Raw genomic sequence first — 26,549 nt, 5'->3', positions numbered from 1 at the left:
CGACTACGCGCCCGCGGCGCCGGTCTCGGTCATGGCGGCCTCCTCGGCCTTCTTCGACACGCCCTTCTTGCCACGGCTGAGCCTGCGCTCCAGGTACACGGCGAACTTGCTCAGCGCGTAGTTCACGACGATGAACAACAACGCGATGATCAGGTACGTCTGGATCGGGTTGCGCAGGTTCTGGATGATGATTCCCGCCGTGTTCACCGTCTCCTCGTAGGAGATGATGAAGCCGAGCGAGGTGTCCTTGAGCACGACCACCAGCTGGCTGATCAGTGCGGGCAGCATCACCCGGAACGCCTGCGGCAGCAGGACGTAGCCGAGCACCTGCGAGCGCCGCAGCCCGATCGACTGCGCGGCCTCGCGCTGGCCGGTCGGCAGCGAGTTGATTCCCGCCCGGACGATCTCGGCGATGATCACGGAATTGTACGCGGTGAGCCCGATGACCAGGTACCACAGCGTGGGCAGGTCGACGCCGAACTGGGGAAGCACTCGGGCGGCGAAGAAGATCGCGATGACGACCGGGATGCCACGCAGCAGCTCGATGACCCCGACGATCGCCCACCGGTACCAGCGGGCCGCGGTGATCCGGCTCAGCGCCAGCAGGGTGCCGATCACGAGCGAGAACGCCATCGACAGTGCGGCCGCGAGCAGCGTGTTGATCCCGGCCTCGGCGATGAGGTCCCACACCGCGGTGAACGACTCGTCGGTCGGGTCGATCCACGGCGACCAGAGTTCCATCTCGAACTGGCCCTGGTCCGCGAGCTGGAGCACGACCAGCGCCAGCACGCCGAGGACCGCCAGACCGGCGATGACGCTGCCGATCGCGGTGCGGCGCCTGCTGCGCGGGCCTGGTGCGTCGTAGAGAACGGCACTCACCGGGCGATCGCCACCTTCCGCTCCAGCCAGCCGAGCAGCAACCCGCCTGGGATCGTGATCACGAGATAGCCGAGGGCGACACCGGTCAGCACGGGCAGCGCCGCCTTGCCCTGGGCCGACGACAGCTGCTGCCCGACCGCGAACAGGTCACCACCGACCCCGAACGCCCCGACGATGGCGGAGTTCTTGATCATCGCGATGATCACGCTGCCCAGCGGTGGCACGACACTGCGCACGGCCTGCGGCATGATCACGTACGACAGGGACTGGCCGAAGTTCAGCCCGACCGCCCTCGCGGCCTCCGCCTGGCCGGCCGAGACCGAGTTGATGCCACTGCGCACGGCCTCGCAGACGAAGGCCGACGTGTAGAGCACCAGCCCGGTGACCCCGAACCAGAAGTACTGGCCGTTGATGCCCACCTCGGGCAGCCCGAACGCGCAGAAGAACAGCACGATGGTCAGCGGGCAGTTGCGGAACACGTTGACCCACGACGTGCCCACCCACCGCAGCGGCGCGACCGGAGAGACCCGGAACGCGCCGAGGATCGTGCCGAGCACCAGCGAGCCGACGAAACCGTAGGCGCAGATCTGCAGCGTCGTCAGCAGGCCATCTGCGTACAACGGCAGGTTATCGATGATGACGTCCACATTGTCTCCGAACCTGAACGTGGGGCGCCCACCAGATGGCGGGCGCCCCAGCGAGAGCTACTCGGTCAGGCGCAGGAATCCAGCTCGGGCAGCTCGGGAGTGTTCTCGGAAACCTGCCCCGCGGTGTTCTTCCAGGCCTCCGCGTAGGCGCCGCTCTCGGCGGCCTTCCTCAGCGTGTCGTGGATGAACTCGCAGAACTTGGTGTCGCCCTTCTTGATGCCGATGCCGTAGGGCTCCTCGGTGAAGGGCTTGTCCACCAGCTTGAACTCGCCGTTGCTCTCCTCGACGAGGCCGAGCAGGATCACGTTGTCGGTGGTGACCGCGTCGACCTGGTCGTTGCGCAGCGCGTCGGCGCACTTGGAGTAGACGTCGAACAGGACGAGCTGATCCTTGTCGATGTACTTGAGGATCTCCTCGGACGGCGTCGAGCCCGTCACCGAGCACACCTTGGCGTTGGCCTGCTTCAGCGACTCGGGGCCGGTGATCTCGTTGTTGCCTTCCTTGACCATGAGGTCCTGGCCCGCCTGGTAGTACGGACCCGCGAAGGACACGCGCTGCTTGCGCTCGTCGTTGATCGTGTAGGTGGCGACGACGAAGTCCACCTTGCCCTGCTCGATGACCTCCTCACGGGTCGCCGACGGCGTCTCCACCCAGTTGATCTTGTCGGGGGAGATGCCGAGCTCGCCCGCGATGATCTTGCCGATCTCGACGTCGAAGCCCTCCAGCTCACCGTTGAGGGTCTTCAGGCCGAACAGCGGCTGGTCGAACTTGGTGCCGATGGTGACACTCCCGGCCTGGTTCAGCTTGGCCATGGTGGTGCCGTCCTCGAACTGCGCCTCCTGGTTGACGGACGGCTCGGACCCGCCGGAGCCGTCGTCGGAGCCGCCGCCGCATGCGGCGAGTGCGAGGCTTGCCGCGGCCACGACTGCGCCTGCGCGCAGGACTTTGCTCAACCGCATCTTCTTCTGTATCCCTTCCAACTGGTCCACTGGGTTAGTGGGTCAGGATCTTGCCAAGGAAGTCCTTGGCGCGCTCCGATTTCGGGTCGGTGAAGAAATCGTTCGGGTTCGTGTCCTCCACGATCTCTCCGTCCGACATGAAGATCACGCGGTGGGCGGCCCTGCGGGCGAAGCCCATCTCGTGGGTGACGACGAGCATGGTCATGCCCTCGTCGGCAAGCGAGGTCATCGTGTCCAGCACCTCCTGGACCATCTCCGGGTCCAGCGCCGAGGTGGGCTCGTCGAACAGCATCACCTTGGGTTTCATCGCCAGCGCCCGCGCGATGGCCGCGCGCTGCTGCTGACCACCCGACAACTGGGCCGGGTACTTCTCGGCCTGGTTGGCGATGCCGACCCGCTCGAGCAGCTCCATGGCGAGCGTGCGCGCCTCGGCCGCGGAGGCCCTGCGGACCTTCGTCGGCCCGAGCGTCACGTTCTCCAGGATCGTCTTGTGCGCGAAGAGGTTGAACTGCTGGAACACCATGCCGACATCGGCACGCAGTGCGGCGAGGGCCTTGCCCTCCGCGGGCAGCGGCTTGCCGTCCACCTCGATCTGGCCGGAGTTGATCGGCTCCAGCCGGTTGATCGCGCGGCACAGCGTCGACTTGCCGGAGCCCGAAGGGCCGAGCACGACGACCACCTGACCCCGGGGCACCTCGAAGTCGATGTCCTTGAGTACGTGGAGGTCTCCGAAGTACTTGTTCACCGCCGTCGCCTTGATCATCGGCGGCGCGGCAGTCTCGGTGCTCATCTAACCTCCATCGCGGGTCACGGACTGGTGTGACGGCGCCTCGTGGGCGACATCGGGATTCAACACCTTCGGCACAATCCCGGCACGGCAGTTGGTCAAACCGCAACCTTATGTGTCTGTCAACAGCCTGGGCCGGTGATCGGCGGAGTGTGTCGAAACCTTAGTCATGAACCCTCCGGCAGGCGTCGTGAGGTGGGCCTGTCCGGTTGACCTACCCTGGAGGGGCAGTACCACCGGCACGTCGGAGCAGGAGATCGGGTGACCCGCAGCTATCAGATCCGCACCTTCGGCTGCCAGATGAACGTGCACGACTCCGAACGTCTGGCAGGCCAGCTGGAGGACGCGGGCTACGTGCCCGCCGCCGAGGGCGAGGACGCGGACGTCGTCGTGCTCAACACCTGCGCGGTGCGGGAGAACGCCGACAACAAGCTGTACGGCAACCTCGGGCACCTGCGGCCCCGCAAGACGGGCAACCCCGGGATGCAGATCGCCGTCGGCGGCTGCCTCGCCCAGAAGGATCGTGGCGAAATCGTTAGGCGCGCTCCCTGGGTGGACGTCGTGTTCGGCACGCACAACATCGGGTCGCTGCCGGTGCTGCTGGAGCGGGCCCGGCACAACCGGGAGGCCCAGGTCGAGATCCTGGAGTCGCTCGAGACGTTCCCCTCGACGCTGCCCGCGCGCCGCGAGTCGGCCTACTCCGGCTGGGTGTCCATCTCGGTCGGCTGCAACAACACGTGCACCTTCTGCATCGTGCCGTCGCTGCGGGGCAAGGAGCGTGACCGCAGGCCCGGCGAGGTGCTCGCCGAGGTGGAGGCGCTGGTCGCCGAGGGCGTGCTCGAGGTGACCCTGCTCGGCCAGAACGTCAACTCCTACGGCGTGGAGTTCGGCGACCGCCAGGCCTTCGGCAAGCTGCTGCGCGCCTGCGGCCCCGTGGAGGGGCTGGAGCGCGTCCGGTTCACCTCGCCGCACCCCGCAGCCTTCACCGACGACGTCATCGACGCGATGGCCGAGACGCCCAACGTCTGCCACCAGCTGCACATGCCGCTGCAGTCGGGCTCGGACCGGGTGCTCAGGCAGATGCGCCGCTCCTACCGCTCGTCGCGGTTCCTGTCGATCCTCGACCGGGTGCGCGAGGCGATGCCCGACGCGGCGATCACCACCGACATCATCGTGGGCTTCCCCGGCGAGACCGACGAGGACTTCGAGCAGACGCTCGAGGTGGTCCGTCAGGCGCGGTTCGCCAGCGCGTTCACCTTCCAGTACTCGAAGCGGCCGGGCACGCCCGCCGCCGAGATGGAGGGCCAGCTGCCGAAGGAGGTCGTGCAGGAGCGCTACGACCGGCTGGTGGCGCTGCAGGACGACATCTCCTGGCAGGAGAACCGCGGGCTCGTCGGCAGCACGGTGGAGCTGCTCGTGGCCACCGGAGAGGGGCGCAAGGACTCCGAGACGCGCCGGATGAGCGGGCGGGCTCGCGACGGCAGGCTGGTGCACTTCACGCCCGAGGGCTCGTGCGTGGACGGCGCGGTGCGGCCCGGCGACGTCGTGGAGGCGACGGTGACCTACGCGGCGCCGCATCACCTGGTGGCCGACGGTCCGCTGCTGTCGCACCGGCGTACGCGCGCGGGCGACAACGCCGAGGCAGGGCTGCGGCCCAGGACCAGCGGGGTCAGCCTCGGGCTGCCCTCGTTCGGCGAGCCGCCTGCCTCCGCCGCGGCCGTATCGGGAGGGTGCTCGCGATGAGCGACGAGAAGGACACCGGCACCACCGTCTCCGACGAGCTGGCCGCGGACGTCGACGAGGCAGTTGGCAGGGCCGTCAAGACGGTGGAGCTGGGCAGGCGCGGCTTCACCATCTCGGTGGCCGTGTTCGCGCTGGTGGTCGGTCTCGTGCTGCCGTGGGTCGGCGAGGCCGCGGGCTGGCAGGTGCTGGCGGGCGAGGGCGGCGCCATCCCGCGCCTGTTCGCCACGACGTCGACCGTGTTCGGCGTCCTGGCCTCCGCGCTCGCCCTGGCCACGCGCCGCTGGTGGCTGGCGTGGGTGTGCGCGGTCGGCGGCTGCATCGCGTCGGTCGACGGCCTGCTGGCCATCTGGTCGCAGCAGTCGTCGGCCGCGAGCGGCGCTCCGGGCGACGGGCCGGGTCTCGGCATGGTCATCGCCGTCCTCGGCATGGTCGTGCTCGCCGCGCAGTGGATGCGGGTCGCCTGGTCGCGAAACTGACCCCTGGCCGAAGTCAACGAGAACTTGGCACTGTGTTATCGACATCACACTCCAACACTGCCATACTGGCTACCACATACTGTATGCAAAGTGGTGTGAGGGGTTCCCGCGATGCCGAAGGCCGTCCCCGTCAGGGAGATCCGTGACTTCTACGGCCGGCGCTACCGCGTCGGCGAGACCGACCGCGACCTGCTGAAAGGTCGCTCCCGCGCCTGGATGCTGTGGGCGGCGTGGACCGCGATGCTGGTCGCCAGCGTCGGCCAGTACGGCTTCGGGGCCCTCATGCCCGTGCTCGGCGAGACCCACGACTGGAGCCTCGCGGAGAGCGGCTGGGTGCTCGCCGTCTGGATCCTCTGCCAGAGCGGCACCGTGTACCCGGCGGCCAGGTTGCGGACCCGGCTGGGCCTGCCACCCGCGGCGACCATGCTGGCCGGTGCCGTGCTGTGCGCCGCGGGCCTGGTGACACTGGGCGGGTCGAGCGGCTTCGCGGTGGTCCTGCTCAACCACGGCGTGCTGGGCGGCATCGGCGCGGGCCTCATCTACGGCACCTGCCTCGGCGTGGTCGCCACCTGGTACCCGGAGCGCCCGGGCCGCACCGCCTTCGTCAGTGGCGCCTTCGCCTACGGCTCCATCCCGTTCGTCCTGCTCGCCGGTCAGTTCGCGGGGCCGGGCGGCACCGGGGTGTTCCTGGGCATCGCCGGGGCGGCGGTGGTCGTGGTGGTCGGCGCGGCCGCGGCGATCCTGCGCGACCCGCCCCGGCACTGGTGGCCCGCCCATGTCGACCCGCGCGCCTGGGCGCTCGACAAGTCCGTCAACCCCGCGCTGCGCCGCAACCGGCCGCCGATCCGGCACTACTCCACCGCCGAGATGGTGCGCGTCCCGGCCTCCGGGCTGCTGTACCTGGCGGTGACCTGCCTGGCGGCGGTCATCCTGTTCGACATCGCTTACCTCGCCGTCTTCGCGACCGCCAGCGGCTGGAGCACCGGGTTCGGCGCTGTGGCGCTCGCGGTGCTCGCCGCGGGCAGCGGCGCCACCCGCACCGCCGAAGGCTGGGCGAGCGAGCGCTTCGGCCGCCGCCGCGTCGTGCGGCTCGCGCTGGTGGCCGGGGGAGTGGCGCAGGTCGTGCTCCTCGTCGCGGGCGAACAGGGTCTCGCGGGGCTGCTGCTGGCCGGCGCCGCGCTGGCGGGAGCCGCGGCGGGGGCCTGCTACGGCCTGCTGCCGGGGCTGGTCGAGGGCCACTTCGGCGAGCGGCCCGGACTGCCGAACTTCGGCATCTTCTACGGGGCCAAGTCCGTCGGCGGGCTGCTGGGCGTCGCCCTCGCCGGCTATGCCGTGGGCAGCGACGGCTATGCGGTGGGCTTCCTCGTCGCCGCGGTGCTGAGCTTCACCGGGGCCGGTCTCGTGCGCTACCTGCGCCAGCCCGGCCTGCCCCGGCTGAGCCTGCCCGGCCTGGCGGCCGAACCCGGCAGCCGCGTGGTGAACGCCTGACACCCGGGCCTCGGTGTCCGGTCCCGTTGTGGTGAGCTGTGTGCCAGAGACGGGCCGGACACGAGAAGGGAACCGGTAGATGACCAAGCGCTCCACCAGCACCGAGGCCGCGCCGCGGCCGGTGGCGTCCTACTCACAGGCCGTCCGGAAGGGCAACATCCTGCAGGTCGCCGGTCAGGTCGGGATCGACCCGGCCAGTGGTGGTGTCGTGGCCGGCGGCGTCGCCGAGCAGACGCGCCAGGTGTTCGCCAACATCCAGGCGGTGCTCGAGGCTTCGGGGGCCGGTCTCGACGACGTCGTGATGATGCGGGCCTACCTCACCGACACCGCGCATTTCGCCGAGTTCAACACGGTCTACAACGAACTGGTGCGCGAGCCCTTCCCCGCGCGCACCACTGTCTACGTCGGACTGCCGCAGGGCCTGCTCGTCGAGATCGACGCCCTGGCCGTCCTCGACGCGTGAGCGCGCGCGTCAGCACATGCCGTTCTCCTGTGCCCAGGATTTGAAGCTGCCAGGTCGGAAAGGCAGGCGGTACTGGCTCGACAGCAGATCGTCGGCCAGGGCATCGACCAGCTCTACCGTGAGCAGGCCGCTCGGATCAAGCGGCACCGCAAGGAGATTCGTGCGGCGTACAGGTTCCGGGCGAACACCGACGAGGACCAAGCCAGCCCGAACGCGCCCGACAGTCTCTCTCGACGACTAGCTGCCCGAACTAGCCGTGACGCTCGACGATGGCCCGGCTCCTGATGAGGTTGTGGCACTGGGTGACTCGGCGGGCCTGGCGCTGTTGACGGTCCTGGACTTGCTGCGTCCCGACGAGCGGCTGGCGTTCGTGCTACACGACGTGTTCGCCGTGCCCTTCGCGGAGATCGCCATCATTCTCGGCAAGTCCGCCGACGCGACCACGATGCTCGCCGGCCGCGCCCGCAGGACAGTGCAAGCCGCTCAGCAGCCGGCGAGCGCCGGACGACAACGACGCGCGGTGGTCGCCCCGCGCTGAAGAGCTGTCCGGGTCGCGGCCCGAGTGTTTACGCAGTACTGCACGCCACCTGGCCGTAGCTATACGAGAACAGGGCCTACCCGATCGTGTTATCGAACGTGTGTTCGAATAGCGGTAGGGTGGTGGTGTGGCCGAGTTCGTGAGACGCACCAGCGAGGCGGGGACCCTGTTCCTGCCCCGGGAGGCCGCGCGCGCCGCCCGTGAGGTGGTGCGGCTGCGCGACAGTGAGCTGCTGGCCGCGTTCACCCGCAACCCGGGTCGCGCGGCTGCTGAGGTGTGTGTGGAGGTGCTGGCCGCGGCGCGGCGGCGGCGCGCGGAGGCCGACGCGCTCGAGGCCGAAGCCCTGGCCCGGCTGGACACGTTGCGCGGCGGGGACCGGTATGTCGCCGATGAGGTGGCGCTGGAGTTGCGGGTCTCCCGGCGGCAGGCGCAGCAGCGGATCGCGCGGGCGCAGGGTCTGCGGCGGCTGCCCGGGGTGCTGGGCTTGCTGCGGGACGGGGAGTTCGAGGGCTACACCGCCGGGCGGATCGCGGAGTGACCGCACCGGTCACCGACGCTGTCGCTGCGGAGATCGACACGCAGCTGTGCGCGCAGGTGCGGGGCGGCAAGGTCGATCTGGCCGACCCGGCCAGGGTGGTGCGGGCCGCGCGGCGGCTGGTGGACACCCTCGACCCCGAGAGTGCTCTGGCCCGGGCGCGGCAGGCCCGCGAGCAGCGCAACCTGGAGCTGATCCCCGGCGACGAGGGCATGTCCACCCTGGCCGCCTGGCTCCCGGCGGAGGTCGCCGCCAGCGCCTACTCGCGGGTGGACGCGCTGGCCCGCCAGCAACGCAACCACGGCGACACCCGCACCCTCGAACAACTCCGGGCGGACGTGACCGCGGCGTTGCTGCTCGGCCAGCACCCCGGCGCGACGGTGCCCGCGGCGGCGGCGATGGTGTCGCTGCACCTGCCGGTCACCACGGCGTTGACGATGACCGAGCACGGCTGCCACCTCGACGGCTACGGCCCCATCCCGGCGGCGATCGCCCGGGAGATGCTGACCAACCCGGCCAGCGTGCTGCGCAAGGTCATCACCGACGAACACGGGGTGGTCACCGGGGTCGGCGCCCACCACCGGCGGCCGAACGCGGCACTGGCGGCGCTGATCCGCGCCCGCGACCGCGAATGCGTCCACCCCGGCTGCCACCGCCCCGCCACCCGCAGCGACCTCGACCACCAACACGAACACCACCGGGGCGGACCCACCGACCCCGGCAACCTCGCACCCCGCTGCGAACACCACCACTACCTGCGCGACCACCCCGGCTGGAACGTCCAGATCACGCCGCGCAGCCGGTTGAGCCTGGTCACCACCCCCACCGGCAGGACCTACGGCAAGCCCGCCGAGACCATCCTCGAACCCCCCACCCCGAGCCACCACCGTCCGAGCAGTCCGCTGTGGACACCCGGACAACCCAAACCCAAGATACGGCTACCCGGGCCACCGGACCGGCGACCCGCCCGGCGCGGAAGCACCCTCGAAGCCCTCCTCCGACGACACCACCACGCCGTCCAACTCCCCGCGCCCTAGCAAACCCGCGAAGGGGTCGAGTGGTGTCGCCCTGCACTCGAAGCGAGGTCGCCAGGAGAGGCTTATGTCACGTGAGTTCCGCTTTCCCACCTGAGGCTTGGCGCCTTCCGCCGCGATGCGGTTGGGTGCTCACACCGCGGCGGAAGGCACGTCGGGACCTGCGCAGGCGTGTGGCGTTGCTGAGCCTTTTCGACCCCCGGCTGCCGCCGGCGGGCCCGGCGGTGCCTTCGCGCAGGACAGTACTGGTTGAAACCGCTCACTGCGCCGCCATCTCCTTGCGGGCGAGTTCGGCGGTTTCGCTGGGGGTTTTGCCGACTTTGACGCCGGCGGCTTCGAGGGCTTGTTTTTTGGCTTCGGCGGTGCCGGAGGAGCCGGAGACGATGGCGCCGGCGTGGCCCATGGTTTTGCCTTCGGGGGCGGTGAAGCCGGCGACGTAGCCGACGACGGGTTTGGTGACGTGGGTTTTGATGTAGTCGGCGGCGCGTTCTTCGGCGTCGCCGCCGATTTCGCCGATCATCACGATGACCCGGGTGTCGGGGTCGGCCTCGAAGGCTTGGAGGGCGTCGATGTGGGTGGTGCCGATGACGGGGTCGCCGCCGATGCCCACGCAGGTGGTGAAGCCGATGTCGCGCAGCTCGTACATCATCTGGTAGGTCAGGGTGCCCGATTTCGACACCAGCCCGATCGGGCCGGCGCCGGTGATGTTGGCGGGGATGATGCCGGCGTTGGACTTCTCCGGCGAGATCACCCCGGGACAGTTCGGGCCCACGATCCGGGTTTTCTGGCCTTTGGCGACGTTGTGGGCCCAGAAGGTGGCCGCGTCGTGCACGGGGATGCCCTCGGTGATCACCACGGCCAGCCCGATCTCGGCGTCGATGGCCTCGATCACGGCGTCCTTGGCGAAGCGGGGTGGCACGAAGATGACGCTGGTGTCGGCGCCGGTGGCGGCCATGGCCTCGGCCACGGTGCCGTAGACGGTGAGGTCGGTGCCGCCGATGGTGACGGTCTGGCCGGCCTTGCGGGCGTTGACCCCGCCCACGATGGTGGCGCCGGCGGCCAGCATCTTGGTGGCGTGTTTGGTGCCCTCGGAGCCGGTCAGCCCCTGCACGATGATCTTGGAGTTCTCGGTGAGGAAAATGGCCATCGGGATCAGGCTCCTGCCGCGGCGAGCTCGGCGGCCTTGTCGGCCGCGTTGTCCATGGTGTCGACCAGCGTGACCAGCGGGTGGTTGGCCTCGGCCAGGATGGCCCGGCCCTGCTCGACGTTGTTGCCGTCCAGGCGCACCACCAGCGGCTTGGCCGCCTCGTCGCCCAGAATCCTCAACGCCTCCACGATCCCGGTGGCCACCGCGTCACAGGCGGTGATCCCGCCGAAGACGTTGACGAACACACTCTTCACCGCCGGATCACCCAGGATCACATCCAGCCCCGCGGCCATCACCTCCGCCGAGGCGCCCCCGCCGATGTCGAGGAAGTTCGCCGGCCTGACCCCACCATGCCGCTGCCCGGCGTAGGCCACCACATCCAGCGTCGACATCACCAGCCCGGCACCATTGCCGATGATGCCGACCTGCCCGTCCAGCTTGACGTAGTTGAGGTCCTTGGCCTTGGCCTTGGCCTCCAGCGGATCCTCGGCCTGCACATCCACCAGCTGCGCATGCCCGGGATGCCGGAACCCCGCATTGTCATCCAGGGTGACCTTGCCATCCAGCGCCACGATCCGATCCTGCGGATCCCGCACCAGCGGATTGACCTCCACCAACGTGGCATCCTCGGCCACGAACGTCTCCCACAGCCGCACCACCACCTCGGCAGCCCGCTGCCGGATCGCCTCCGGAAACCCCGCCCGGGTCACAATCTCGACCGCCGCGGCCTCATCCACCCCGACCAGCGGATCCACCGGCACCCGCGCCAGCGCCTCCGGCCGCTCCACCGCCAACTGCTCGATCTCCACGCCACCCTCGGCCGAGGCCATCGCCAAAAACGTGCGATTCGCCCGATCCAGCAAAAACGAGAAGTAATACTCCTCAGCAATGTCCGACGCCTCGGTCACCAACACCCGCCGCGTCACATGACCCTTGATATCCAAACCCAGGATCGCCTCGGCCCGCTCCCGCGCCTGCACCGGATCCTGCGCCAGCTTCACACCACCGGCCTTACCCCGGCCACCCGTCTTCACCTGCGCCTTGACCACGACGCGGCCGCCCAGCGACTCCGCCGCCGCCCGGACCTCCTCGGGGGTGTCCGCCACCGTGCCGGCCAACACCGGCACTCCATGGGACGCGAAGACGTCCCTTGCCTGGTACTCGTACAGGTCCACTCTGACCAACCCTCCGGCTGTGTCTCAGCTGACATCGCACACGATGTCAGAATACAGTATTCTGTATGCAGAAGTCGAGGTTTTCCGGCCGCACGGAGCGTCAACCCTGAGGGTCGGAACAACGGGATGGAGGAGACGGATGTCACTCCCTGTAGTGATCGGTATCACCGGGAATGGGCATTTCGCTCATTGTATGCTGTAGGCAGTCGACCGATCAGCCGACTCAGAGGTCACCTGACCACCTCACCTGACTTTTGGAGTACACCATGCCGTCGACCGAGTTGCCGCAGCAGATGTCTGCACGCCGGATCGATCGACCGGTTCCGCTGCGGGAGCGGGTCTACCAGGCGATGCAGGAGCTGATCATCTCGCGGCAGCTCGCCCCCGGCCAGCACCTGGTGGAAAGCGAGCTCGCCGAGATGCTCGGGGTGTCGCGGCAGCCCATCCGGGAGGCCCTGCAGCTGCTGAACTCCGAAGGTTGGGTGGACCTGCGTCCCGGCTACGGCGCGTTCGTGCATGCCCCCACCGACGCCGAGGTCGACCAGTTGCTCGTCGTCCGCGCCGCGCTGGAGGCCGAGTCGGCCCGGCTTGCCGCACTCAACGCCGACACCGAGGGCGTCAAGCGGTTGCGCAAGCTGTGTGCGGAGGGTGAGGCCGCCGTCGCCGCCGACGACATCGACAGCATGGTGGCCGCCAACGCCGAGCTGCACCGGTGTGTCACCGAGCTGTCCGGCAACCAGGTTCTGCTCGACTTCGTGTCGCAGGTGGACCGCCGCGTCCGCTGGTACTACACGCCGATCGCTCGCCACCGCGGCATCACGTCGTGGCAGGAGCACGCCCGGCTGATCGACGCCATCGAGCAGGGCGACGCCGAGTCGGCCGCGCGGATCATGCGCGAGCACACCGAGCACACGCGACAGTCCTACCTGGAGCAGCGCAGCGAGAACCCGGAGCCGGACGTGGCCCCGGTGCAGGTCCGCTCGCGCCGTCGGCGGACCGCGCCGAACCTCTAGGCCTTCTCCACCGCAGACTCCCGGCCCCGCATCGTGGTGGGGTCGGTGGGAACAGTGATGCCCGAAAAAGGAGGTGATAGCAAATGCGTACCTGGAAGGAGATCCTGCGGTCGCTGACCAAGGAGCCCACCGGCTTCCGCGCCGCTGACGGCCGGGCGCTGGGCCTGGGCCTGGCGACCGCACAGGAGAACGCCCGGCAGCAGGCCACCGCGGAGGTCGAGGACTTCCTGCGGGAGCGTGCCGCCGAGCGCAGCACCACGTCCTCCTGAACGCCGAAGGAGCGCTGAGGGGAGCTGCCAACGGCGCCAGCTCCGCGCTCGCGTTCCCCGTCAATGGTCAGTCGGCCGTCGTCGCCTGGGCGACGTCCGAGTCGGAGGCCTCGTCCAGTTCCTCGTCCAGTGCGCGGGACCGATCCCTGCGGACCTTGAGGAGGCTGGCGACGGTCGTGATGGCCAGCGTGCCGACGATCACGCCGAGTGAGGCGAGGATCGGCACCTCCGGCGCCCACGAGACGCCGTGGTGGTGCAGGGTCTCGGCGATCAGCTTGAGCCCGATGAAACCCAGCACGATGGCGAGCCCCTTGCTCAGGTACACCAGCTTGTCGAGCAGGCCACCGATCAGGAAGAACAGCTGGCGCAATCCCATCAGCGCGAATGCGTTCGCGGTGAACACGAGATACGGCTCCTTGGTAAGGCCGAAGATCGCGGGAATGGAGTCCAGCGCGAACAGCAGGTCGGTGGTGCCGATCGCGATCATGACGATCAGCATCGGGGTGACCATCTTGCGGCCGTCGATCCTCGTGGTGAGCCTGGCGCCGTCGTAGGTGTCGGTGGCGGGCAGGAACCGCTTGGCCGTGCGGAGAACCGCGTTCTCCTTGAACTCGTCCTCCTCGTCGTCGCCGTGGAGCAACAGCTTCCACGCCGTGTAGAGGAGGAAGGCGCCGAAGACGTAGAACAGCCAGTCGAACCGGGTGATCGCCTCGGCGCCGACGGCGATGAACAGGCCCCGCAACAGCAGGGCCACCACGATGCCGATCAGCAGCACCTTCTGCCGGTACTCCCTGGGCACCACGAAGCTCGACATGATGATGACGAAGACGAACAGGTTGTCCACCGACAGCGAGTACTCGGTGATCCACCCGGCGAAGAACTCGCCACCGTACTGGGGCCCGGCCAGCAGCAGCACCCCGAGGCCGAAGAGCACGGCAAGGGACACGTAGCCGGACACCCACAGCGTGCACTCCCGCAGGGACGGATGCCGCGGGTTGCGGGACACCAGGTAGAAGTCGAAACAGATGATGGCGGCGAGGCCTGCGATGGTCACCAGCCAGGCCCACACGGGAGTGTTCAACGTCGCCCCAATCCAGTAAGCGGGAACTGCCGGTCGTTCGCCCACGCGGACGTGGGCGAACGACCCCGGAAAAGCCGCCGCCTCAGCGTCGAGCGGCGCGTTCGCGGCTGCGCCTGCGGGCCTGGATCGAGGCCTGCCGGGCCTCGTAGACCTGCTTCGCGTGCGCGGCGTAGGCAGCGTAGACCTCCGCAGCGTCAGCGTTGCGAGGTGCGACCCTGCGCCACCACCGTGGCGCGAGGCGCTCGTGCAGCCACAGGAAACCGATGGCGAAACCGGCGCTGATCAGTGCCTGGTACAGCAGGAAACCGAGCGGATCGGGCGGCAGCTGAGGCGTCCCGGCCAGCACCAGGTGGGTCAGCACCTCGTGTGCCAGCCTGGCCAGCGGGAACCCGATGAGCCAGTACAGCGCCATCGGGGCGAACGCGCCGATCCGGACCTTGCGGAATGCGGCCAGCAGCCCGTACCCGGCCCCGAGCAGGCCGAGCGGGATGCCCAGTGCGAGCGTGCTCACCAGCGCCCAGCCGATGGGCTGGCCGACGAGGCCGGCCAGCCCACCGGCGACCGCGCCGGCGAGGAGTCCTACGACGAACCCGGGGAAGGCGAGCTCGCCGAGCCGGAGCAGGCGTGAGGTGTCCATCTAGCTCACGACCACACCGAAGCGCGCCAGGCTGTAGAACAGCATGCCCAGGTAGAACACCGCGCCGAAGCCGATGATGGCGTTGGTCCACCACTTCGGCCGGATCGGTTTGGGCAGCATCCTGTTGTTCACCAGCAGCAGCACCACGCAGTAGGCGCCCATGGCGAACGTGGACAGGAACGCCAGGATGTCCAGCACGCCGCTGGGCCCGTCGGCAGGGCCGAACAGCAGGATCAGGATGCCGAAGATGATCACGCCCCACAGGAAGCCCGCGTAGAGGTGCGAGATCTTGAACTTCTTCGCACCCGGGACGAAGAAGTACGTCATGTCCGCCTGACCGCGCGAGAACGAGTCGAACAGGCCGAGCGTGGCGTTGAGGCCGATCAGCGCGATGAACCCGAAGAACACCCCGCCGAGCACCGGACCGCCGACGGCGGCGAAGGCGTCCGACATCGCGCCCAACGCCGCGTCCCGGTCACCGCCCTCGATCAGTGACTTGACGTTGGGGTTCTCCCTGGCCGCGGCCTGGGCGAGCACCGTGAACGACACTGTCACCAGCATCGTGATGCCCCAGAAGAGCAGCAGGGCGTCGAAGGTGACCCAGCGGCGCCAGCCCTTCCACTTCTTCATCTCGGCCGGGTCGTCCGTGTCGAACATGAACCCGCGCGCGGGCATCGCCTCCTGCTCGGCGGCGTGCCGCAGGCCGCGGATCTTCGGCACGTGCGCGCCCATACCGGCCCCGCTGTCGCGCAGGTGCAGCGTGTACCACATCTGCTGCATGCCCGACGGGCCCGCGAACGCGATCGAGCCGACCACGATCGGGAACCAGGCACTCGACATGGCCTCGCTGGGGAAGTAGCCGAAGGCGAACATGCCCGTGATCGTGCTGGCCAGGTCTCCCCAGCTGCCGACAAGCGAGGCGACGATGGCCGTACCGACCACCAGCAACCCGATGAGGAACGACAGCACGTTCTCCAGCAGGTTGTAGATCACCTTGGCGAGCGTGAAGATCACGCCCACCAGGACCAGGGCGATACACGCCGTCACCACCCACGGTATGCCGGTGATCTCCTCGAAGGCGGCGGCGCCCGCCGAGAGATGGCCCGGCCAGATGTAGACCAGTATCGCCGTGGCGAAGAAGAACCACATCATCGGTTTGAACACCCGCGCGGCGCCGGTGAAGATGCTCTCGCCGGTGGCCATGGCGTAGCGGGCCATCTCCAGCATCACCACGGCCTGCAGGGTCACACCGACCAGGAACAGCCACCTGATCTCCGGGCCGAAGACCAGAACCAGCCTCGGCCACATGTAGGACTCGCCCATGCCCACGCCGAGCGCGACGAGGAACACCGTCGGGCCCAGCAGGTGGATGGCGGGAGGGGCGTCGGGCAGCTTGCGGATCGGCATGGGATCGAGCCCGCCGGCTCGCCACACCCGTTCGGTCTGGCCCGTATCGGCGCCGGTGTCCCCGGCGGAGCCCGAGACGGGAACTTTCGAAGAATCCACCATTGGACCTCCAGTTTTCGGAGTGGCCGAGACCGTCGCCATGGGCCGGCGGCGGCGATCACGGTGCCACTGAGCGCGCTCGGCCGAAGGCCCGCGGCCGTGGCGCCGGGGGCGCCCGGACAGCAGATCCAACTCCGCTGTCCGAGTCAACCCCGGCGGGACGATCGCGTTGCGCGCACAACTGCGGACAACACTGCTGCCCCCTGCATGGGCGTGTCAGGCACGCCCCTGACCGAGCAACCCGGCCGCCCTCGCCCAGCGATACTTCGCGCCGAGCACGGCGACGGGCCGCTCCGTGGTGTACGGGTATGCGATGATCCGGTGGTCGAACAGGTAGTCGCTGGCCTTCTCGACCTCGGTGTCGCCGGCCAGCGACGCCACCACCGGCTTGTCGATTCCCTTCTCCCTCGCCTCCTCGACGACGCGCGCCGTCAGTTCGGCGAAGACCATGGGCGGGGTCACGATCGTGTGCCAGTAGCCGAGGATCAGCGCGTGGATGCGCGGGTCCTCCAGCCCGAGCCGGATCGTGGCCTCGTAGGTGGACGGCGGTTCGCCGCCCGTGATGTCGATCGGGTTGCCTGCGGCACCGAACGGCGGGATGTAGCGCCGGAACGCCTCGTCGAGGTCCGGCGGGATGTCCATCAGCGACAGCCCGGCCTCGACACAGGCATCCGACAGCAGCACCCCGGAGCCGCCCGCGCCGGTGATGATGACGACGTTCTCGCCCTTCGGGGTAGGCAGCAGGGGCAGGCCCCTGGCGTACTCGAGCATCTCGTTGAGCCCGGGGGCGCGCACGACGCCCGCCTGCCGCAGGATGTCGTCGTAGACCTTGTCGTCGCCCGCCAGCGCGCCGGTGTGCGAGCTGGCGGCCCGGGCACCGAGTGCCGTGCGGCCCGCCTTGAGCACCACGACCGGCTTCTTCGTGGTCATGCGCTTGGCGGTCTCGACGAACGCCCTGCCGTCCTTGAGGTCCTCCAGGTGCATGGCCACGGCCTGGGTGTTGTCGTCCTGCTCGAAGTAGGTGAGCAGGTCGTCCTCGTCCACGTCCGACTTGTTGCCGAGCCCGACGATGGCCGAGACACCCATCTTGGTCGTCCGCGCGAAGCCCAGGATCGCCATGCCGATACCGCCGCTCTGCGAGGTGAGCGCGACACCGCCCTTGACGTCGTAGGGCGTGCAGAACGTGGCGCACAGGTTCTGCGGCGTGTAGTAGTAGCCGTAGATGTTCGGCCCGAGCATCCGGATGTTGTACCGGTGCGCGATCTCGACGATCTCGTCCTGCAGCTCCTGGTTGCCGGTCTCGGCGAACCCGGACGGGATCATCACGGCCGCGGGGACGCCCTTCTCGCCGCACTCGGTGAGCGAGCCGGCCACGAACTTGGCCGGGATCGCGAACACGGCGACGTCCACCTCACCCGGGATGTCGGCGACCGAGGAGTAGCACTTGCGGCCGAGGATCTCGTCGGCCTTGGGGTTGATCGGGTAGATCTCGCCGGCGTAGCCGCCGTTGATGAGGTTCTTCATCACCGAGTTGCCGATCTTGCCCTCCTGGTCGGAGGCCCCGACGACCGCCACCGAGCGCGGGTTCATCAGCCGCGTCATCGACTCCAGGATCTCCTCCTGCGACGGGCGCGCCGGCTCGCTGACCTCGCCCGTCTCCACCAGGATCCGGATGTCGGCCGCCACCGCGCCCGACCCGGAGGCGAACACGGGGTTGAGGTCGAACTCGCGGATCTCCGGGAAGTCGGCCACCAGCTGTGACACGCGCTGGATCACGTCGGCGAGCGCGTCGGCGTCCACCGGCTCGGTGCCGCGCGCGCCGCGCAGCACGTCGGCGGCCTTGATGCCGTCGATCATGGAGCGGGCCTCGGCCCGCTCCAGCGGTGCCAGCCGGAAGGTGACGTCCTTGAGCACCTCCACCAGCACACCGCCGAGACCGAACGCGACCACCTTGCCGAAGGTGGGGTCGGTGGTGGCGCCGATGATGACCTCGTGCCCGCCGCCGACCATCTCCTGCACCTGGACGCCGGTGATGGTGGCCGAGGCGTTGTAGGCCTTGGCGTTGGCCACGATGGTGTCGAAGGCGTCCCTGGCCTGTTCCGGGCTCTGGACACCGACGATGACGCCGCCCGCCTCGGTCTTGTGCAGGATGTCGGGGGAGACGATCTTGCAGACCACGGCGGCACCGATGTCGCCCGCCAGGCTCGCCGCCTCCTCGGCGGTGGTGGCCAGCCCCTCCTTCGGCGTGGGAATCCCGTAGGCGTCGGCCACGCGCTTGCCCTCCGGCGCGGTCAGTGCGTCGCGCCCCTCGGCGCGCACCGCGTCGAGCACCTCACGGACGGCGGCCTTGTCGAACTGTGCGGAGGCCACTCAGATCACTCCATTCGCCTTGAGTTCGGTGAACCGGGCCTCGTCCACGCCGAGTTCGCGGACGTAGACCTCTTCGTTGTGCTCGCCCAGCAGCGGGGAGCGCTGCACGTCGACGGCGGAGTCGGACAGCTTGATCGGGCAGCCGACGGTCTTGAACTCGCCGCGCTTGGGGTGGTCCACCGAGACGACCATCTCGTTGGCCGCCAGCGAGGCGTCCTCGATGATCTCCTTGGTGGACAGCACAGGTCCACACGGGATGTTGTGCTCGTTGAGTCGTGCGAGCACCTCCCACTTGCCGTGGTTGATGCTCCACTCCTCGATGAGCTGGAACATCTTGTCGAGTTTGTCCAGCCGCGCCTCGGGCGTGCTCCACTCGGGGTCGTCGGCGAGCTCGGGCCTGCCGATGAGCTTGGTGATGGGCTCCCAGCCGACGGGCTGCACGATCACGTAGATGTAGTCGTTCGGCCCACCCGGCGCGCACTGCACCGCCCAGCCCGGCTGGCCGCCGCCCGAGGCGTTGCCCGAGCGGGGCACCGTGTCACCGAACTCCTCGTTGGGGTACTCGGCCAGCGGACCGTGTGTCAGGCGCTGCTGGTCGCGAAGCTTGACCCGGCAGAGGTTGAGCACGGCGTGCTGCATGGCCACGGTCACGCGCTGACCGCGCCCGGTGTGCTCCCGCTGGTACAGGGCCGCGAGGATCCCGGCGACGGTGTGGATTCCCGTGCCGGAGTCGCCGATCTGCGCGCCGGTGGCCAGCGGCGGCCCGTCCTCGAAGCCGGTGGTGCTCATCGAGCCGCCCATCGCCTGCGCCACCACTTCGTAGGCCTTGAAGTGCGTGTAGGGGCCGTCGCCGAAGCCCTTGATGGACGCGTAGATCAGCCTGGGGTTGATCTCCTGCAGCCGGTCCCACGTGAAGCCCATCCTGTCGACCGCGCCCGGCCCGAAGTTCTCGGCGAGCACGTCGAACTTGGGCAGCATCTCGGTGAAGATCCGCTTTCCCTCGTCGCTCTTCATGTTGAGGGTGATGCTGCGCTTGTTGCAGTTGAGCATCGTGAAGTAGAGACTGTCCACATCGGGCACGTCGCGCAGCTGCTTGCGCGTGATGTCGCCCGACGGGGCCTCGAGCTTCACCACGTCGGCGCCGAGCCAGGCCAGGATCTGCGTGCAGGACGGCCCGGACTGGACGTGGGTCATGTCGAGGACACGAACGCCTTCGAGTGCTTTACCCATTGGTGCACGCCCCTTATTTGTACATGGTCTGGTTCATCGTTCCCGGGGCGTAGACCTCCGGGTCGACCCACACGTTGATCAGCGAGGGCTTGCCCGACTCGCGGGCCCGCTCCAGCGCGGGCCGGATGTCGGCCGGGTCGCGGACCTCCTCGCCGTAGCCGCCGAGCATCTTCGCGAACTCGCTGTAGGGCACGTCGCCGAGCGTGTTGCCGACCCGGCCGCGGCCCTCGCCGTACTTCTGGATCTGGCCGTAGCGGATCTGGTTCATCGACGAGTTGTTGCCGATGATGCCCACGAACGGCAGGTTGAACCGGACGAGCGTCTCGAAGTCCCAGCCGGTGAGGCTGAACGCGCCGTCCCCGAACAGGCACACCACTTCCTTCTCCGGCCTGGCGTACTTGGCGGCCATGACGAACGGGACGCCGACGCCGAGTGTCCCGAGTGGACCGGGGTCCATCCAGTGGCCGGGCGACTTCGGCTGCACCACCTGGCCGGAGAAGGTGACGATGTCGCCGCCGTCGCCGATGTAGAGCGAGTCCGGCGTGAGGAACTCGTTGATCTCGTGCACCAGCCGGTACGGGTCGATCGGGTTGGCGTCGGAGTGCTGGCGCGGCAGGCGTTTCTCGTAGGCCTGGTTCTCCACGGCCCGCAGCTCCTCCAGCCACGCCTTGCGGCTCACCGCGCCGTTGTCGACGCGGCCGGACGTCGCCTGCGTGACCGACGACAGCACCAGCCCGGCGTCGCCGACGATGCCGAGGTCCACGTCGCGGTTCTTGCCGACCGTGCGGTAGTCGAGGTCGATCTGCACCACGGTGGCGTCGGTGGAGAGCCGCTTGCCGTAGCCCATCCGGAAGTCGAAGGGGGTCCCGACGATGATGATGAGGTCGGCATTCTGGAACGCGTACCGGCGGGCCAGCTGCAGGTGGTGCGGGTCCTTGGGGGCCAGCGTGCCGCGCCCGGAGCCGTTCATGAACGCAGGCACGTTCAGGGTGCGGACGAACTCGATGGCCGCGTCGGTGGCGCGGCAGGTCCACACCTGGCTGCCCAGCAGCACGCAGGGCTTCTCCGCGTGTACGACCAGATCGGCGAGCCGCTCGATCGCCTCGGGGTCACCGGCGCTGCGGGTCGAGGCGCGGTAGGCGCCCGCCCTCGGGATACGAGCCTTCTCCAGAGGGACCTTGGCGTCGAGGACGTCCCGCGGAATTTCCAGAAAGGACGGACCGGGCGCGCCGTGGTAGCACTCACGGAAGGCCATCGACACGATGTCGGCGGCGCGCTCGGTGGCGGGGACGGAGGCGGAGAACTTGGTGATCGGCGCCATCATGTCCACGTGCGGGAGGTCCTGCAGCGAGCCCATCTTGTGCTGGCTGAGCGCGCCCTGGCCGCCGATCAGCAGCATCGGGCTCTCCGCGCGCAGCGCGTTGGCGACACCGGTGACGGCGTCGGTGGTGCCGGGCCCCGCGGTCACGACCGCGCAGCCGGGCTTGCCGGTGACCCTGGCGTAACCGTCGGCGGCGTGCGCGGCGACCTGTTCGTGCCGGACGTCGATGACGTCGATGCCCTCGTCGACGCAGCCGTCGTAGATGTCGATGATGTGACCGCCGCAGAGCGTGAAGATCACGTCGACGCCCTCAGCCTTGAGCGCCTTCGCCACCAGATGTCCGCCGGAGATCAGCTGAGGTTCGCCGTCCGCGTCCGCCAGCGCGCTCGGCTGGCCGGCACTGACCGGCTCTGTCTTGGCCGTCTGCCCCATGTGCGTCGTCATCTCCTTCGAGCTTGGTGGCTACCGCATACTGCATACCATATGGAGTTATCGTGGCCCTCGAGCTACGCGTTGTCCAGAGCGCTCTACCGGTTCGTTAGTCGCGCCAGTCGATGCGCGGCCAGTTCTGCGTGAGCGCGCCGACACGCTGCGCCGCCTCCATGGGCGACAGGCCGCGTGCGACGGCCATGCCGACGAGGTACACGGTGATCGGCGCCGCGGGCTTGGCCACCGTCCGGCCCACGTCCCGCGCCATGGAGAGGATCAGTCCATAAGCGAGCTGATCGGCGTCGAGTCCGAGATCAGCGCACAGCGTGGAGGTCCATTCCCGCAGTTCATTCATGTCCTGCCCTCCCGCGTCCACCCATTGACCCGAGCTTGCCATACCGTATACTGCATACAACCCGCTCGCAAGTCGCTTTCCCTTTCCGGCGCGATCCGTCGAAATCCGCGAAAGGGACACCTGTCTCCACATCACGAGCTGACGCAAGAACGGCCAAGAACGGAGTCAACGTGAAAGTTGCTGTTCTCGGTGCCGGCGCCATCGGCGCATATGTCGGCGCCAGCCTTCACCGCGCGGGAGCCGAGGTGCACCTCATCGCCCGCGGCCCCCATCTGCAGGCCATGCGTTCGTCCGGTGTGCGCGTGGTCAGTCCCCGAGGGGACTTCGTCGCCCATCCGCACGCCACCGACGACCCGGCCGAGGTCGGCCCCGTCGACCACGTCTTCCTCGGTCTCAAGGCCAACCAGTACGCGAGCGCGGGCCCGCTGCTGGAACCGATGCTGGCCGAGCACACCTCGCTCATCGCCGCGCAGAACGGCATCCCGTGGTGGTACTTCCACGGCGTGCCGGGGCCGTTCGAGGGCAGGCGCATCGAGGCCGTCGACCCCGGCGGCTCCGTCAGCGCGGTGATGCCGCCCGAGCGGGCCATCGGCTGCGTCGTCTACGCCGCCACCGAGATCGCCGAGCCGGGCGTCATCCGGCATCTGGAGGGCACCCGGCTGTCGATCGGCGAGCCGGACGGTTCGATCTCCGCGCGCTGCACGGAGTTCTCCGAGGCCATGATCGCGGGCGGCCTCAAGTGCCCCGTCGAGCCCGAGCTCCGCCACGACATCTGGGTCAAGCTCATGGGCAACATCGCGTTCAACCCCATCAGCGCGCTCGCGCGCGCGACGATGGCCGCGATCTGCCGGCACGACAACACCAGGGCGCTCGTCGTGGAGATGATGCGCGAGACCCTCGACGTGGCCGCGGCGCTCGGCGTGCACACCGACATCTCGATCGAACGCAGGCTCGCGGGCGCCGAGCGCACCGGCGAGCACAAGACGTCCACGTTGCAGGACCTGGAGAAGGGCAAGCCGCTCGAGCTCGACGCGATCCTCACCGCCGTGGTGGAGCTCGCCGCGATGGCCGACGTGGCCGTGCCGACGCTGCAGGTGGTGAACGCACTCGCAGACCTGCTCAACGCGGGCGTCACCGCGGCGCCCGCGCTGGCCGCACAGGGAGGTGCGCGATGACCCTCACGGTGGAGACCGCGTCGATGTCCGAGCGGGCCGCCACGCTGGCGCCCGAGGCCTTCGACGGCGATCGGCCGCTGCACTACTGGGCGGGCCTGTGGCGCCGCGAGGGCCCGGCCGGCCTGCAGCCCGCCGACGCGGCACGTGCCGTGCGCGCCGCGTTCAACGAGCACCGCACCTGGTCCCTCGCTCCGCTCGCCGAGCGCACCGCGCGCGTCACCGCCGCGCTCGGCGACCTGGACGCGCGCCGCGACCTGCTGGCCCACCTGCTCGCCGAGGAGACCGGCACGGCGGTGACAGCGGCCACCGCCGCCGTCGACCGGTGTCTCGGCGGGGTGCGCGGGCAGCTCGCGGGCATCGGGCAAGCCGTTGCCGGACGGGTGCCGCTGCGCGGCCCCGTCAGCAACATCCCGGCCCGCGACTGCCCGGCTCCCGTCCTCGTGCGGGCGGCGCTGGTGCAGGCGCTCGCGGGGAACGCGGCGATCGTCAAGGCGCCCGAGGCGGGCGGCGTGCGTTTCCTGGCGCTCGCCGTCGCGCTCGCGGGCCCGCACGGCCTCCCGCTCACGCTCGTCGCGGGCGGGCCCGCCGTGGACGACGCGCTGGGCAGGCTCGACGTCGTCGGCTGCGTCTCCCACCCGGTGGACGCCGAGCGCGGCGCGGCGCTCGTTCGTGCCGTCACGCGCAGGGCGCCGGGATGAGCGGCGAACCCGCCTGCCGGGACCCGCTCGCCCGCGTGCTCGCGGACGTGGTGGGCCCGGCCGCGGGGGAGATCGACAGGGGAGCACGGTTTCCCCGCGCCGGCTTGGCGGCCCTCGCCGGCGCGGGTGTCCTCGGCTGCACCGTGGCGCGGGAGCTCGGCGGAGGCGGGTTGTGGCTGCGGGAGGCCGCCGACGTCGTGCGGCGCGTCGCCCGCGAATGCGCGTCCACCGCGACGGTGCTCCAGTCGCACCTGACGGCCGTGGCCGTGCTGGAGGAGTGCGCACCTCGTGGGCTGCGCGCCGAGGTCGCGGCCGGACGGCATCTGTGCACGGTCGCGGTGCACCTGCTGGGCGGAGCGGGAGCCGCCCGGGTGCGTGGCGGGGTCGCCGACCTGCACGGCCGTCACGCGTGGGTGGCCGCCGCCGGGCACGCAGACAGCTACGTGTGGTCGAGCGGCGAGCAGCTGTGGCTCGTGGCGGCCGGTGCTCCCGGCCTGCTCGTCCCCGCCACGGGGGAGACGCTCGGGTTGCGCGGCGCCTGCGCCGCACCGGTGGCCGCCGACCCGGTGACGGTGCCCGCGGACGCGCTGCTCTCCGCCGATGGCGCCCGCATCGTGCGCGACGTGGCCTTCCCGTGGTTCGCGGTGCTCGGCGCGGCGGTCAGCCTGGGCATCATGGACAGCGCCGTCGAGGCGAGCGCCCGGCTGGTCAGCGAGGCGGGGGCGCGACGGCCGTCGGTACTGGCCGAACTGGCGCGGATGAAGGTGCGCGCCGACTCGGTGCGCGGCATGTTCACCGGCGCGGCCGACGCGGTGGCGTGGCCGGGACGGGGCACGCACGAGGCACTGCTCGCCCTGCGGGCCGCCGCGGTCCAGACGGCCATCGGCGTCACCGACCTGGCGATGAAGGTGTGCCAGGCGGCCGCGCCGTCCGGCGCGGCCGGTGTCGAGCGCCGCTTCCGCGACGCCAGGGCCGCCTACGCCGTGCCACCGACCCAGGACACCGTCCTGGAACACCTCGGAGCCGCCCTCTACGCCACCTGACCGCTCCCACCACGGGCGCGGCGGCGGTGACCGGCCCGTGCTCCGCTCATCCGGCGGGCACCGGCCGGTCACCCCCCGTCGAGCCGGTCACCGGTCGGCGACGGCCTTCTCGGCGGTCTCCATCCACTCGCGCCACTGGGCCGCCTGCGCCTCGGCCTGCGTGGCCCGCCGCTCGTCACCCGCCGCGCGGGCCTTGGCCGCCTGCGCCTCGAACTGCTCGACGCGCTCGCGGAACTGCGCGGCCCTCGCCTGCGCCTCCGGGTCGGTGCGCCGCCACTTCGAGTCCTCGGCGGAGCGCACCCGGTCCTGCACCGCCTTGAGCCGCCCGTCCAGTTCCCGGATGCGGTCCCTCGGCACCTTGCCGATCTCGTCCCAGCGCTCCTGGATCTTGCGCAGCTGCGCCTTGGCCGCCTCCAGGTTGGCGCCCGGATCGATCTTCTCGGCCTCGGTGAGCAGCTCCTCCTTGCGCGTCGCGTTCTCGGCGAACTCGGCGTCGCGCTCGGAGAACACCGCCGAGCGGCGCGCGAAGAAGGCGTCCTGGGCGGCGCGGAACCGTTGCCACAGCGCCTCGTCGGCGTCCTTCGGAGCCCGGCCCGCGGCCTTCCACTCGGCCATCAGCTCCTTGTACCTGGCCGCCGTGGGACCCCAGTCCGTGGAGTCGGACATCGACTCCGCCTCGGCGATCAGCTCCTCCTTGCGCCGTTTGGCCGCCACCCGCTGCTTGTCGAGCTCGGCGAAGTGCGACCCGCGCCGCCGGTTGAACGACTCGCGGGCCTTGGAGAACCGCTTCCACAGCTCGTCGTCGGTCTTGCGGTCGACGCCCTTGACGGTCTTCCACTCGTCGAGGATCGCGCGCAGCCGGTCGCCCGCCGCCTTCCACTGCGTCGAGGTCGCCGCGATCTGCTCGGCCTCCTCCGCCAGCGCCTCCTTGCGGGCGATGGCCGCCGCGCGCGCCTTCTCGCGCTCCTGCTTCACCTCGGCCAGTGCCCGCTCCGCGTGGCCGATGACCTCCTCCACCCGCGCCCGCAACGCGTCCAGGTCGCCGATGACCGCCGCGTCGGCCAGCTTCTCCCGCAGCTGCGTCGCGCTCGACAGGGCCTGCTTCGGGTCACCCGCTCCCGAGTTCAGGCGTGTCTCCAGCAGCTCGACCTCGGTGCGCAGGTCGTCGAACTTGCGCGCGAAGTGCATCAGCCCCTCGTCGGCCGAGCCTGCCTGCCAGACGCCGATCGCGCGCTCGCCGTCGCTGGTCCGGACGTAGACGGTCCCGTCCTCGTCGATGCGCCCCCAGCGCGACGGGTGGGCCTCGGCGGCAGGCACCGCGGGCGCGTGCGCGCCGGCATGGGTGTGGGGCACCTGGTGCGGCGCCGGAACATCGGTGCCGTGGGGGCTGTTCTGCTCGGCCATGGCCGGCTCCTTATCGCCTGTCGGCCCGCGGCTGCGCGGGCGCCCCGCCGACGGCGGGGCCGGGTGTTGCGGATACGGGTTCCAGGCCCGCATTCAAACAGGTCAGCGCGGTTCTCGGTACTGTATGCCTCAAGACGTACCTCCATG

The 26,549-nt window shown here is 69.8% G+C and carries 26 protein-coding genes and 1 pseudogene; 12 read left to right on the top strand and 15 right to left on the bottom strand.

What is annotated here, in order from left to right; genetic code table 11:
• Positions 1 to 3 precede the first annotated feature (3 nt).
• The 4 genes from BAY60_RS34400 to BAY60_RS34385 form a co-directional block, all read right to left on the bottom strand.
• Complete coding sequence (locus BAY60_RS34400) at positions 4 to 879, bottom strand: amino acid ABC transporter permease (RefSeq protein WP_112285522.1); 876 nt, start codon at positions 877 to 879, stop codon at positions 4 to 6.
• The gene (locus BAY60_RS34395; RefSeq protein ID WP_112285521.1) at positions 876 to 1,526 is read right to left on the bottom strand and encodes an amino acid ABC transporter permease; all 651 of its coding nucleotides are present in this window, start codon (positions 1,524 to 1,526) and stop codon (positions 876 to 878) included. The genes BAY60_RS34400 and BAY60_RS34395 overlap by 4 nt, the downstream gene beginning before the upstream one ends.
• A 65-nt stretch (positions 1,527 to 1,591) precedes the next feature.
• Positions 1,592 to 2,485, bottom strand: a complete 894-nt coding sequence (locus BAY60_RS34390) for a glutamate ABC transporter substrate-binding protein (RefSeq protein WP_112285664.1) — start codon at positions 2,483 to 2,485, stop codon at positions 1,592 to 1,594.
• A 34-nt stretch (positions 2,486 to 2,519) separates the two neighbouring features.
• Entirely contained in the window at positions 2,520 to 3,248 is a 729-nt protein-coding gene (locus BAY60_RS34385; protein WP_211330568.1) for an amino acid ABC transporter ATP-binding protein, read from the bottom strand.
• Between the two features lie 285 nt (positions 3,249 to 3,533).
• On the opposite strand from BAY60_RS34385, the gene miaB reads away from it, so the two are divergent.
• From miaB to BAY60_RS34365, 4 genes are all read left to right on the top strand, one after another.
• On the top strand, positions 3,534 to 5,015 hold the full coding sequence (miaB, locus tag BAY60_RS34380) for a tRNA (N6-isopentenyl adenosine(37)-C2)-methylthiotransferase MiaB (RefSeq protein WP_112285519.1): 1,482 nt from the start codon (positions 3,534 to 3,536) through the stop codon (positions 5,013 to 5,015).
• Positions 5,012 to 5,491, top strand: a complete 480-nt coding sequence (locus BAY60_RS34375; protein WP_112285518.1) for an Rv2732c family membrane protein — start codon at positions 5,012 to 5,014, stop codon at positions 5,489 to 5,491. Before miaB ends, BAY60_RS34375 begins: the two co-directional genes overlap by 4 nt.
• Positions 5,492 to 5,602: 111 nt before the next feature.
• Entirely contained in the window at positions 5,603 to 6,979 is a 1,377-nt protein-coding gene (locus BAY60_RS34370) for an MFS transporter (RefSeq protein WP_112285517.1), read from the top strand.
• A gap of 79 nt (positions 6,980 to 7,058) precedes the next feature.
• Complete coding sequence (locus BAY60_RS34365) at positions 7,059 to 7,442, top strand: RidA family protein (protein WP_112285516.1); 384 nt, start codon at positions 7,059 to 7,061, stop codon at positions 7,440 to 7,442.
• 9 nt (positions 7,443 to 7,451) lie between these two features.
• Here the strand turns inward: BAY60_RS34365 and BAY60_RS37415 are convergent, their stop codons facing one another.
• Positions 7,452 to 7,589: a hypothetical protein gene (locus BAY60_RS37415; protein WP_170160609.1), complete on the bottom strand. Its 138-nt coding sequence runs from the start codon at positions 7,587 to 7,589 to the stop codon at positions 7,452 to 7,454.
• A gap of 109 nt (positions 7,590 to 7,698) precedes the next feature.
• Between BAY60_RS37415 and BAY60_RS38430 the strand changes: the two genes are divergently transcribed.
• From BAY60_RS38430 to BAY60_RS34350, 3 genes and pseudogenes are all read left to right on the top strand, one after another.
• Positions 7,699 to 7,980 carry a sigma factor-like helix-turn-helix DNA-binding protein gene (locus BAY60_RS38430; RefSeq protein WP_425466504.1) on the top strand — a complete coding sequence of 94 codons (282 nt, stop codon included), beginning with the start codon at positions 7,699 to 7,701 and terminating at the stop codon, positions 7,978 to 7,980.
• 127 nt (positions 7,981 to 8,107) lie between these two features.
• Positions 8,108 to 8,518, top strand: a complete 411-nt coding sequence (locus BAY60_RS34355) for a hypothetical protein (protein ID WP_112285514.1) — start codon at positions 8,108 to 8,110, stop codon at positions 8,516 to 8,518.
• Positions 8,503 to 9,552: pseudogene (locus BAY60_RS34350) on the top strand (HNH endonuclease signature motif containing protein); the annotation flags it as partial. The gene BAY60_RS34355 and the pseudogene BAY60_RS34350, both read left to right, overlap by 16 nt.
• Positions 9,553 to 9,808: 256 nt before the next feature.
• Here BAY60_RS34350 and sucD read toward each other — a convergent pair.
• Together sucD and sucC are read right to left on the bottom strand one after the other, a co-directional pair.
• Positions 9,809 to 10,696, bottom strand: coding sequence for a succinate--CoA ligase subunit alpha (gene sucD, locus BAY60_RS34345; protein ID WP_112285512.1), 888 nt, complete (start codon positions 10,694 to 10,696; stop codon positions 9,809 to 9,811).
• A 5-nt stretch (positions 10,697 to 10,701) separates the two neighbouring features.
• On the bottom strand, positions 10,702 to 11,871 hold the full coding sequence (gene sucC, locus BAY60_RS34340) for an ADP-forming succinate--CoA ligase subunit beta (protein ID WP_112285511.1): 1,170 nt from the start codon (positions 11,869 to 11,871) through the stop codon (positions 10,702 to 10,704).
• Between the two features lie 266 nt (positions 11,872 to 12,137).
• Between sucC and BAY60_RS34335 the strand changes: the two genes are divergently transcribed.
• A complete protein-coding gene (locus BAY60_RS34335; RefSeq protein ID WP_112285663.1) occupies positions 12,138 to 12,884 on the top strand; it encodes a GntR family transcriptional regulator in 747 nt (248 codons plus the stop codon).
• Between the two features lie 83 nt (positions 12,885 to 12,967).
• Complete coding sequence (locus BAY60_RS34330) at positions 12,968 to 13,153, top strand: hypothetical protein (protein WP_112285510.1); 186 nt, start codon at positions 12,968 to 12,970, stop codon at positions 13,151 to 13,153.
• Between the two features lie 67 nt (positions 13,154 to 13,220).
• Here the strand turns inward: BAY60_RS34330 and BAY60_RS34325 are convergent, their stop codons facing one another.
• From BAY60_RS34325 to BAY60_RS34295, 7 genes are all read right to left on the bottom strand, one after another.
• The gene (locus tag BAY60_RS34325; protein WP_112285509.1) at positions 13,221 to 14,234 is read right to left on the bottom strand and encodes a TerC family protein; all 1,014 of its coding nucleotides are present in this window, start codon (positions 14,232 to 14,234) and stop codon (positions 13,221 to 13,223) included.
• An 82-nt stretch (positions 14,235 to 14,316) separates the two neighbouring features.
• A complete protein-coding gene (locus tag BAY60_RS34320) occupies positions 14,317 to 14,871 on the bottom strand; it encodes a hypothetical protein (protein WP_112285508.1) in 555 nt (184 codons plus the stop codon).
• Positions 14,872 to 16,380: an Nramp family divalent metal transporter gene (locus BAY60_RS34315; RefSeq protein WP_112285507.1), complete on the bottom strand. Its 1,509-nt coding sequence runs from the start codon at positions 16,378 to 16,380 to the stop codon at positions 14,872 to 14,874.
• A gap of 213 nt (positions 16,381 to 16,593) precedes the next feature.
• Entirely contained in the window at positions 16,594 to 18,747 is a 2,154-nt protein-coding gene (locus tag BAY60_RS34310) for an acetate--CoA ligase family protein (protein WP_112285506.1), read from the bottom strand.
• Positions 18,748 to 19,977: a formyl-CoA transferase gene (gene frc, locus BAY60_RS34305; protein ID WP_112285505.1), complete on the bottom strand. Its 1,230-nt coding sequence runs from the start codon at positions 19,975 to 19,977 to the stop codon at positions 18,748 to 18,750.
• Between the two features lie 13 nt (positions 19,978 to 19,990).
• On the bottom strand, positions 19,991 to 21,742 hold the full coding sequence (locus BAY60_RS34300; protein ID WP_245992931.1) for a thiamine pyrophosphate-binding protein: 1,752 nt from the start codon (positions 21,740 to 21,742) through the stop codon (positions 19,991 to 19,993).
• 94 nt (positions 21,743 to 21,836) lie between these two features.
• Positions 21,837 to 22,082 carry a DUF6457 domain-containing protein gene (locus tag BAY60_RS34295; RefSeq protein WP_112285504.1) on the bottom strand — a complete coding sequence of 82 codons (246 nt, stop codon included), beginning with the start codon at positions 22,080 to 22,082 and terminating at the stop codon, positions 21,837 to 21,839.
• Positions 22,083 to 22,252: 170 nt separating this feature from the next.
• Between BAY60_RS34295 and BAY60_RS34290 the strand changes: the two genes are divergently transcribed.
• Genes BAY60_RS34290 through BAY60_RS34280 form a run of 3 tightly spaced genes read left to right on the top strand, consistent with a single transcriptional unit; the run spans position 22,253 to position 24,998 of the window.
• Positions 22,253 to 23,257 carry a 2-dehydropantoate 2-reductase gene (locus tag BAY60_RS34290; protein WP_112285503.1) on the top strand — a complete coding sequence of 335 codons (1,005 nt, stop codon included), beginning with the start codon at positions 22,253 to 22,255 and terminating at the stop codon, positions 23,255 to 23,257.
• The gene (locus BAY60_RS34285) at positions 23,254 to 23,955 is read left to right on the top strand and encodes an aldehyde dehydrogenase family protein (protein ID WP_112285502.1); all 702 of its coding nucleotides are present in this window, start codon (positions 23,254 to 23,256) and stop codon (positions 23,953 to 23,955) included. The genes BAY60_RS34290 and BAY60_RS34285 overlap by 4 nt, the downstream gene beginning before the upstream one ends.
• Positions 23,952 to 24,998: an acyl-CoA dehydrogenase family protein gene (locus BAY60_RS34280; RefSeq protein WP_112285501.1), complete on the top strand. Its 1,047-nt coding sequence runs from the start codon at positions 23,952 to 23,954 to the stop codon at positions 24,996 to 24,998. The genes BAY60_RS34285 and BAY60_RS34280 overlap by 4 nt, the downstream gene beginning before the upstream one ends.
• Before the next feature lie 87 nt (positions 24,999 to 25,085).
• On the opposite strand, the gene BAY60_RS34275 is transcribed toward BAY60_RS34280, so the two are convergent.
• Positions 25,086 to 26,402, bottom strand: a complete 1,317-nt coding sequence (locus BAY60_RS34275) for a DUF349 domain-containing protein (RefSeq protein WP_112285500.1) — start codon at positions 26,400 to 26,402, stop codon at positions 25,086 to 25,088.
• Between the last annotated feature and the right edge of the window lie 147 nt (positions 26,403 to 26,549).

Source organism: Prauserella muralis (assembly GCF_003202285.1).
GTDB lineage: Bacteria > Actinomycetota > Actinomycetes > Mycobacteriales > Pseudonocardiaceae > Prauserella_B > Prauserella_B muralis.
This window is presented reverse-complemented; position numbering and strand designations above follow the sequence as displayed.